Annotated in this window: 3 protein-coding genes; all 3 read right to left on the reverse strand. The window is 50.6% G+C overall.

What is annotated here, in order from left to right:
- Positions 1–23: 23 nt before the first annotated feature.
- The 3 genes from Q7P41_RS08570 to Q7P41_RS08580 all read right to left on the reverse strand — a co-directional run bounded on the left by Q7P41_RS08570 (position 24) and on the right by Q7P41_RS08580 (position 2,006).
- Positions 24–590 (reverse strand): hypothetical protein, encoded by a 567-nt coding sequence (locus Q7P41_RS08570; protein ID WP_303883487.1) that lies wholly within the window; start codon positions 588–590, stop codon positions 24–26.
- Positions 587–1,588 (reverse strand): helix-turn-helix domain-containing protein, encoded by a 1,002-nt coding sequence (locus Q7P41_RS08575; RefSeq protein WP_303883488.1) that lies wholly within the window; start codon positions 1,586–1,588, stop codon positions 587–589. Before Q7P41_RS08575 ends, Q7P41_RS08570 begins: the two co-directional genes overlap by 4 nt.
- Before the next feature lie 97 nt (positions 1,589–1,685).
- Complete coding sequence (locus Q7P41_RS08580) at positions 1,686–2,006, reverse strand: helix-turn-helix domain-containing protein (RefSeq protein WP_303883489.1); 321 nt, start codon at positions 2,004–2,006, stop codon at positions 1,686–1,688.
- Positions 2,007–2,175: the final 169 nt, after the last annotated feature.

Raw genomic sequence — 2,175 nt, forward strand, 5'->3', positions numbered from 1 at the left:
AGTAAATATATAAATAGATTTGCTTAATTTAATCCCATCCTGCGCAGATACGTTCCCTCTTGTGCCAGGACAACTTGGGCATGGGCTTCTATGTCTTGTGCGGTAACACCGTAGGGAATCGGGCCGTTTCCGGGAAGGTACGGCCTGACTTCATCGGGGCTGACGCCTCGCTTCAGCGCGAAGACGTACCACATCTTAAAGTCCTTAAGCGCCCAGCCCTGCCCCTCCTTGACGGCCAGGGCGACGCGCGGCCAGCCGCCCATGTGCTCAAGAGAGAAGTGTATGCGATAGTCAGCAAACTTCACGGGCCTGCTTGCGCCGCAATGCGTCACTGCCCACAATACGTCGCCCCAAGCCATCATGGCCTGATCCTCAAAGGTGCCGTAAAGTGCCTCAAACAGCTCGACAGGGGAGGGAAAGAACCTCTCGGAGCGCATGCGCCTTTTGACCGCCTCTACGACCTGCGCAAGCGAAAGCTCCCTGCATGCCTCAAAGAAAAGCGTCACCTTTTTGCTGGTCAGCCTTTGACCGTACAATTCCGCCAAGCCCGCTATCGCTTTAGCGAATTCCTCGAAGTCCGTGTCGTTCACAGCCATGCACTCCTTTTTTGATTCATCTTTTCTTCCATTCGCCTTGACAGGCCCAATAGGTAGCTTTTGATCCCCTCGGGCAGGTCTGCCTTTACGTCCTTTGTGTCTTTGCCCTCCTGCAGGATGCTGACAGGTCCGTCGGGAGCAAAGAATCCCTTCTTTACATGCTTGATGTTTTCCGGATTTATCAGCCACTTAAACGGCGGCCTCCATCCGGCGGGGTTTTCGCCCATCAGAAAGGGCAGGCCTTTTACCGTCTCGAAATACCTCTCCCAGCCGTCAATCTCAAAAAGCTCGTGGTTGGCCATGCTTGCGATCTTCATCAAAAAACGCGTGTCGTCGTTTAAGGGAGGCACCTCACGGTCTGGGAAGTGACTGACGTAAGACTTTATGATCTCTTCGTAGGGAGGATGCCTGAGGATGGAAGGCTCCTCATCCTGAGGCGCGTTTTGGTCTGCCTCTGAGGTGTTTGGGTCTTCCTTCTTCGGTGTTTTAAAATCATTCAAATAAACGGGTGAGGGGGTTTCGGATCTTGTTTCAGGAAGAATGTTTGGCACGTAGGTGAACGTCTCATGTCCACCCTGCGGCGTACGTGCCGTGTACTCTAAGTGTTCCCCTGGATCTTGTTCTTTAATATTGGATATAGTTATATGTCTTTCGGGCGTATCACTGTCGCATTCCTGATGGACGCATTTCGTTTCTGCGTCGGAAAGAAAAGGGTTAAGCAGCGGCAGAATATAGAGGTTGCTGCGCCTTTTGCCGGATGTGCCGCGTTTCGTTATGCGGACGTAACCAAGGGCCTCGAGCTTTTTGAGGGCGTCATAAAGCCTTGACCGCGAGCAGCCCGCCATATGGGCTAAGGTGTCCAGCCCGGGAAAGCACTTGCCCTCTCTGTCGGCGAAGCGACACAGGGCCACGTAGGCCATCTTCTCGTATATGGCCAGCCTCTCGTCGGTGATGACTTTCACATGTACTTTTACGAAAAATCCCTTTTTCAATTTTATGACCTCCATGTAAATTCTCTCGTGCTGTCAAAAAAAGTAGCGTGAATATCGCATCACGCTACTGCATTTTCGCACTCTACGGACGCCGGTGCTAAACGGGCTCCTCTGCGTCCTCTCCGTCCTCATTACTGCCTTCCTTTTCCGCCTTTTCCCGGTTTTCTTCCTTTTTCTCTGATGACTTATCATCCGATAAGAACTTTGTTATATCTCCGATGTTGAGATTCCAGTTGAGCTTCTTGCATATATTGAGTAGCATCGCTAAAGAGGGAATGCGAAGTCCGTTTTCGATGCGGGACAGCTGACCCTGGGAGATGGATGCAGCCTTGCATACGTCAAGCTGAGTGTAGTTGAGCTCCATGCGCCTTTTCCGCAACAGGTTGCCGATGATCTTTCCCAAGAGGGCGTGATCCATGGCGTTCACCTCCTTTCGGAAAATAGTTTTAAATTACGAAACCAGTTTCACGAGCGCTCTTTTGCGCACGCGAAAACCATACCATAGGGTCGCAAATATTTCAAGCCCCATTAATGCAGGATATATATAATTCCTTCCAGGAATATCTTATTATTAAATTAATAAATAA

The organism is Acetomicrobium mobile (genome assembly GCF_937920065.1).